The sequence below is a fragment of the Rhodococcus sp. no. 34 genome (assembly GCF_054589475.1).
In genome coordinates this window covers 1-6,113 of sequence record NZ_BAAILK010000017.1, presented here as the reverse complement: position 1 = coordinate 6,113, position 6,113 = coordinate 1, and the positions used below count along the sequence as shown (strand labels likewise).

The following is a 6,113-nucleotide window of genomic DNA, read 5'->3' as shown; positions in this document are numbered from 1 at the left end:
GCGCGCTCCTGGTGATTCTTCCTGTTGCATTGGCGGGACTACTCCCCCTTGCAGATCCGAACCAGACCAACCTGAGCAGTCGACGGCTACCGCCCCTCACCGACCGCCATCTGTTCGGCACCGATCAGTTGGGACGAGATCTGCTCTCACGGATCCTGCACGGCGGCCAGGTGTCTCTGACGATCGGTATTCTCGCCGTAATCGTCTCCGGCGTCATCGGCATCGTCGCCGGATCCGCCGCGGGGTACTTCGGTGGTTGGGTCGACACCTTGATCTCCCGCCTACTCGAAGCACAGCTTTCTCTGCCTCTGCTGATGATGCTGCTTCTCGTTGTTGCGCTGTTCGGCCCGTCCATTCCCGTCATCACGTTTGTCATCGCGATCGCACAGTGGCCCGAAGTCGCACGGTTGACTCGCTCATTGGTACTCGTCGAACGCGAAAAGCCTTACGTAGCTGCAGCTCGAGTCCTCGGACTTACCCGCATGGCCATCCTGCTTCGTCACGTCATTCCCAACATCGTCAAGCAGGCATCGCTCGTCGTCCTGCTGCTGCTCGCGCAGGCCGTACTGCTGGAAAGTTCGTTGAGCTACCTCGGCGCCGGACCGCAACGTCCATTCGCTACCTGGGGACGAATCATCGCCGACGGCCAGGACTACATCACCACGTCATGGTGGATCGTCACGTTGACCGGTCTGATGATCGTGCTGCTGGTCGTCGGAGTGAACCTACTCGGCGATGGTCTGCGCGATCGTCCTGCAGGTTCGAAACGACTGGGCGCAAGCCTGTTCGGGCGTGGCAGCGCCCAGAAAGCGAAGGCGTGAGACATGGGAAATCTACTACGGGTCGACGATCTCCAGATCGAACTTGTCACGGCGAACGGCGTCATCCGAGCCGTCGACGGCGTGTCCTTCTGCATCGACGCCGGTGAAACCGTCACCATCATCGGTGAATCCGGCTCCGGAAAGTCGACGACAGCCATGGGGATTCTCGGACTGCTTCCGGACGATCTTGCGGTTCTTTCCGGGAAAGCCGTGTTCAAGGGTCAGGACATTCTCGGAAACACGAAGATCCTGAACGATATTCGCGGAAAACACATCGCGCTCATCCCCCAGGACCCGATGACGGCTCTGAGTCCCGTCCACACCATCGGTAGCCAACTTCGAGAAGCAGTGCGCCACAGCGGTGTGACCGCGAAGAAGCAACAAATCGAGCGGGCAGTGCAACTGCTCGAGCAGGTACGCATTCCGTATCCGGATCAGCAACTCGACAAGTACCCGCATCAACTGTCGGGTGGAATGTTGCAGCGCGTCCTGATCGCCGGCGCTCTTGCTGCCGGCCCCGAACTGATCGTGGCCGACGAACCCACCAGCGCACTGGACGTAACCGTTCAGGCCGGGATTCTGGATCTATTGCTCGAGTTGCAGGAGCGCACCGGCATCGGAATGCTGGTCATCACTCACGATCTCGGAGTTGCGCGGTTGGTCTCCGATCGCATCTACGTGATGAAGGACGGACGTTTTGTCGAGACCGGTAGTGCCGACGTTCTCGTCGACTCACCGCAAAGCGCCTACACACAAAAGCTTCTCGACGCCATACCTCAACTGGGGCCTTGGGACGGCGACCCCGCCCGTTCAACACAGATCGGAGCCTCGGCATGACCCGCCACGAAACGCCACTTCTCGCCGTCGAAGATCTCGTGGTCGAGTATCCGGTTCCCGACGGAGTTTTCCGAGCCGTGGATGCTGTGAGCTTCTCGGTGGAAAAGGGCAAGACCTTGGCCATCGTCGGCGAATCCGGATGTGGCAAGTCGACCATCGCTCGATCGATCGTCCGACTCCTCACACCGACCAGTGGACGCATTCTCGTCGACGGCAATGACATCGCGCAGATGTCGGAGAAGTCGCTGCGCCCCTACCGCTCTCGCGTTCAAATGGTGTTCCAAGATCCGTACGGATCGCTCGACCCTCATCTGACTGCCGAGGACATCATCGGAGAACCACTGCGCCTCAAAGGTGTTCGGAGCAAGTCTGAACGCGCAAAGGCAGCAGCAGAACTCGTCGATCGCGTTGGCTTGCCCAGCTCGGCACTACACCGGCGTCCGGCGGAGTTCTCAGGAGGCCAACGTCAGCGCATCGGAATTGCTCGTGCACTTGCCAGCGGACCCGAGATCCTGGTCTGCGACGAAGCGACCAGCGCTCTCGACGTGTCGGTGCAAGCGCAGGTACTCGAGCTCCTACGTGAAATTCAGGCCGATACCGGTCTGACGTACGTTTTCATCTCACACAACTTGGGCGTCGTCCGAGAAATCAGCGAGACCGTAGTCGTGATGTCGAAAGGAACCATCGTCGAATCCGGTTCCACAGACACAGTTCTCGCCAGTCCGCGCGAGCCGTACACCCGCGCACTACGAGGCGCTGCTCTCGATCCCACCACCATGGTCGGCATCAAACCACGCCACGTGGTGGCAGCCCTGTCCAAGAACTTGCTAGCCAAGCAGACCGAATCACGAGGAGTTGCCTGATGACCGCCCCACTCGAGCTTCCGAAACTGGTGCTCGGCACCATGACATTCGGAGACACGGTCGACATATCGGGCGCCGGATCGATGCTCGACGCAGCACTAGGCGCCGGTATCTCTCACATCGACACGGCCAACGGCTATGCGGGCGGCGAGTCCGAGCGCATGCTGGCAAAGCTGCTCCACGGCCGACGCGATTCCGTCACTCTGGCCACCAAAGCGGGAATGCCGCATCCCGATGCCGGCGACAACAGCCCACTCTCGACAGAGGGGCTCCGAGCAAGCGTCGAAGGAAGCCTGCGCAGACTCGACACGGACTACGTCGACCTGTTCTATCTCCATCAGCCGGACCGAACCGTCACGCTGACCGAAACTCTCACCACCGTCGCGGAACTGGTTGCCGAGGGCAAGATCCGCACACTCGGCGTATCCAACTTCGCAGCGTGGCAAATCAGTGAAATCAACTACACCGCAGACACAGTCGGAGCTCCCCGACCGATCGTCGCACAGCAGCTCTACAACTTGCTCGCGCGTCGCATCGAAGAAGAATACGCAGAATTCGCGGACGTGACCGGACTGACCACCATGGTCTACAACCCACTCGGTGGGGGCCTGCTCACGGGGCGCCACACCTTCGACGAAAGTCCCGCCGACGGCCGATTCGGCGACTCACGTCTTGCGTCGATGTACAAGGAGCGATACTGGAACACACAGATATTCGACGCGATCGCTCAACTGACGGCAATCGCAGAGCAGTCGGGCATCTCCCTGACCGAGCTTGCGTTGCGCTGGCTGGTCAGCAAGCCCGTCGCCGGATCGCTGCTCCTCGGAGGATCCAAAGTAACGCACCTCGAATCCAATATCGCGGCCATCGGGCGAGGTCCACTCGACGCCTCGACCGTCGAAGAGTGTGATCTCGTCGGTGCCGCCCTACGAGGCCCCATGCCCAACTACAACCGCTGAAACACCCGACCTTCATCAGGAAGAGTTCTTCACTATGTCAGCACAGGAATTCGCCGCACGCATCCGAGGACGCGAACGCATACTCGGATATTGGTCCGTCATCGACAGCCCGATCTCGACCGAATGGATCGCGCACGTCGGCTGGGACTACATTGCCCTCGACATGCAGCACGGCCTGATCGGCTATTCGGGGATGGTCGCCGGGCTCACCGCCATCGACTCATCACCGTCCACCGTCGGGATGGTGCGCGTCGAGGCAAACAATCCGACGCCCATCGGCCGTGCACTCGACGCGGGCGCTGTGGGCGTCATCGTTCCGCTGATCAACAACGCCGAAGAGGCAGCGGCCGCCGTGGCAGCCGCCAAGTATCCGCCTTTCGGCATCCGCTCCTACGGACCCATGCGCTCGCAACTCCGTATCGGCCCCGTTCCCGCCGACGCGAACCGCGACACCGTTGTATTTGCGATGATCGAGACCCCACAGGGTCTGGCGAACGTCGAAGAGATCTGCGCAGTGCCCGGATTGGACGGCGTGTACGTCGGGCCGTCCGACCTACGAATCGCCGTCGGAGGTAAGCACTCCAACGATCCGGACGTCGCCGAGGAATTCGAATCAGCGCTCACCAGGGTGCGCGAAGCTGCCGCCGTCAGCGGAGTCGCTGCGGGAATCCACACACCTTCCGGTCAGGTTGCGGCACAACGGCTCGGGGAGGGCTACACGTTCGCGACCGTGGCCTCGGACCTGACACATCTGGCGAACATCTCGGCTCAGCATTTGGATGCCGCCAAGTCCTGATCCGGGTACAAAAATGGCGATGCTCCCGCACTTGGTACGGGAGCATCGCCATTCTCGAACAAACTATCTCTGAATCGCCTTGATCTCGAGGAACTCTTCGAGCCCGAACGTGCCGGCCTCGCGCCCGACGCCCGACTGCTTGTACCCACCGAACGGAGCATTCGTGTTGAAGGCGCCGCCGTTCACCTCGACCTGCCCGGCACGCAGTTGCCGCGCGACGCGATCCGCGCGATCGGGGTCACCTGACCAAACGCCACCGGCCAGTCCGTACTCGGTGCCGTTGGCGATCCGCACTGCGTCGGCCTCGTCTTTGTAGCCCATGATCGAGAGGACCGGTCCGAAGATCTCCTCGCGCGCAATGGTCATGTCTTCGGTCACGTTCGCGAACACCGTCGGACCGACGAAATATCCACTGGCCAGACCGGTTTCGCGACCGTCGACAACCGCGGTGGCACCTTCCGACACACCCTTCTCGATGTATCCGCGAACGCGTCCCAGCTGATTCGCGTTCACCAGAGGACCAAGCACCGAAGTCGGCTGAGTCGGATCACCTACCGGGAAATGAGCGGCGACCGCAGCAGCAATTGCCGCTGCCTCATCCACCTTCTCCGCGGGAACCAACATACGCGTCAGCGCCGAACAGGTCTGGCCCGAGTTGATGAAGCACTTTGCGACGCCGTCCGTGACAGCCTTTTCGAGATCGGCGTCGTCGAGAATGACGTTCGCCGACTTGCCACCCAGCTCCAGCGAGACCTTCTTGATGGTGTCCGCGGCAACGATGGCCACTCGCTTGCCTGCCCGAGTCGACCCGGTGAAGGAGACCATGTCGACTTCCGGGTGGCCGGCGATGGCTTCACCCACTACCGGGCCGTAGCCACTTACCAGGTTGAATACACCTGCAGGCAAACCAATTTCGTCGAAGATGTCAGCGAGAGCGTACGTGATGAGTGGCGCAACCTCGGTGGGCTTGAGAACCACGGTGCAGCCCGCCGCGAGCGCACCGCCAACCTTCAAGACAACTTGGTGGAGCGGGAAGTTCCAGGGAGTGATAGCGCCGACAACACCCGCGGGTTCGCGAACAATCAGCGAATTCCCGACCTCGTGTGCGTCGAAATCATAAGTGCGAGCCAATTCGGCAAATGCATTCAAATTCGCGAGCGGCATTCCGATTTGCACGGGCTTCGCGAATCCGATCGGCATGCCCATATCCTGCGAAACCAGCGCCGCAAGATCATCGGTACGTTCGGCAATAATCGCCGCGACTTTGGAAAGATATTCGGCTCGCTCGCCGCCGGATAGTGCAGACCAAGCGGGGAAAGCCTTTCGTGCTGCCTTCGCGGCCGCATCGACATCTTCGACGGTGCCCTCGGCGACAGTTCCTATCAGCTCTTCGGTAGCCGGATTGAGAACGTCGATCCGACCGCTGCCAGTGGATTCGATCCAGGCGCCATCAACATAGATTTTGGTGCGGTCGAGAATATCGGTCATCGAAGCCTCCGTAGTCATCACGCGTGCACAGGTGAGGTGGGCCCGATCACACGGGGCACCTCTTCCGAGCCTAGCCACGCTCGACCGGTTCCGTGGCAGGTTGGTGTCGAGATTGACCTTCGACTGACGAGACCTGTGGTGCGCGCACGCTTTTCAGTGATGGTGTGAACGTACCGTTCCCCTCGTTGAGGAGGGTGAGAGTGCCGTTCACTCCATGCGGGGGTGCCGGCGGGGGTGCTCCCCGCCCCTTTGATGGTGTGAACGGTGCGTTGGGTCGATCTGAGGCGACGAAAGGGCCGTTCGCTCGAAGTCGGGGGTGCCGGCGGCGGGGGTGCTTTCGGGTGTTGGC

General features: G+C 61.1%; 6 protein-coding genes. 5 read left to right on the top strand and 1 reads right to left on the bottom strand.

Translation table 11 applies throughout. From position 1 onward, the window contains the following. The 5 genes from ACYP01_RS04665 to ACYP01_RS04645 form a co-directional block, all read left to right on the top strand. Positions 1-821, top strand: an 821-nt coding sequence (locus ACYP01_RS04665; RefSeq protein WP_459678799.1) for an ABC transporter permease, incomplete at its 5' end; no start/stop codon positions are given. A gap of 3 nt (positions 822-824) precedes the next feature. Continuing rightward, on the top strand, positions 825-1,658 hold the full coding sequence (locus ACYP01_RS04660; RefSeq protein WP_007732500.1) for an ABC transporter ATP-binding protein: 834 nt from the start codon (positions 825-827) through the stop codon (positions 1,656-1,658). Continuing rightward, positions 1,655-2,521, top strand: a complete 867-nt coding sequence (locus ACYP01_RS04655) for an ATP-binding cassette domain-containing protein (RefSeq protein ID WP_007732503.1) — start codon at positions 1,655-1,657, stop codon at positions 2,519-2,521. The genes ACYP01_RS04660 and ACYP01_RS04655 overlap by 4 nt, the downstream gene beginning before the upstream one ends. Further along, the gene (locus ACYP01_RS04650; RefSeq protein WP_042926594.1) at positions 2,521-3,480 is read left to right on the top strand and encodes an aldo/keto reductase; all 960 of its coding nucleotides are present in this window, start codon (positions 2,521-2,523) and stop codon (positions 3,478-3,480) included. Before ACYP01_RS04655 ends, ACYP01_RS04650 begins: the two co-directional genes overlap by 1 nt. A 34-nt stretch (positions 3,481-3,514) precedes the next feature. Further along, positions 3,515-4,276: an HpcH/HpaI aldolase family protein gene (locus ACYP01_RS04645; RefSeq protein WP_007732505.1), complete on the top strand. Its 762-nt coding sequence runs from the start codon at positions 3,515-3,517 to the stop codon at positions 4,274-4,276. 63 nt (positions 4,277-4,339) lie between these two features. Here the strand turns inward: ACYP01_RS04645 and ACYP01_RS04640 are convergent, their stop codons facing one another. Continuing rightward, positions 4,340-5,764, bottom strand: coding sequence for an aldehyde dehydrogenase family protein (locus ACYP01_RS04640; RefSeq protein WP_459678798.1), 1,425 nt, complete (start codon positions 5,762-5,764; stop codon positions 4,340-4,342). Between the last annotated feature and the right edge of the window lie 349 nt (positions 5,765-6,113).

Coding starts and splice junctions, on each gene's coding strand:
- ACYP01_RS04655 (WP_007732503.1), top strand. CDS start 1,655: ATGACCCGCCACGAAACGCCACTTCTCGCCGTCGAAGATCTCGTGGTC.
- ACYP01_RS04640 (WP_459678798.1), bottom strand. CDS start 5,764: ATGACCGATATTCTCGACCGCACCAAAATCTATGTTGATGGCGCCTGG.
- ACYP01_RS04645 (WP_007732505.1), top strand. CDS start 3,515: ATGTCAGCACAGGAATTCGCCGCACGCATCCGAGGACGCGAACGCATA.
- ACYP01_RS04650 (WP_042926594.1), top strand. CDS start 2,521: ATGACCGCCCCACTCGAGCTTCCGAAACTGGTGCTCGGCACCATGACA.
- ACYP01_RS04660 (WP_007732500.1), top strand. CDS start 825: ATGGGAAATCTACTACGGGTCGACGATCTCCAGATCGAACTTGTCACG.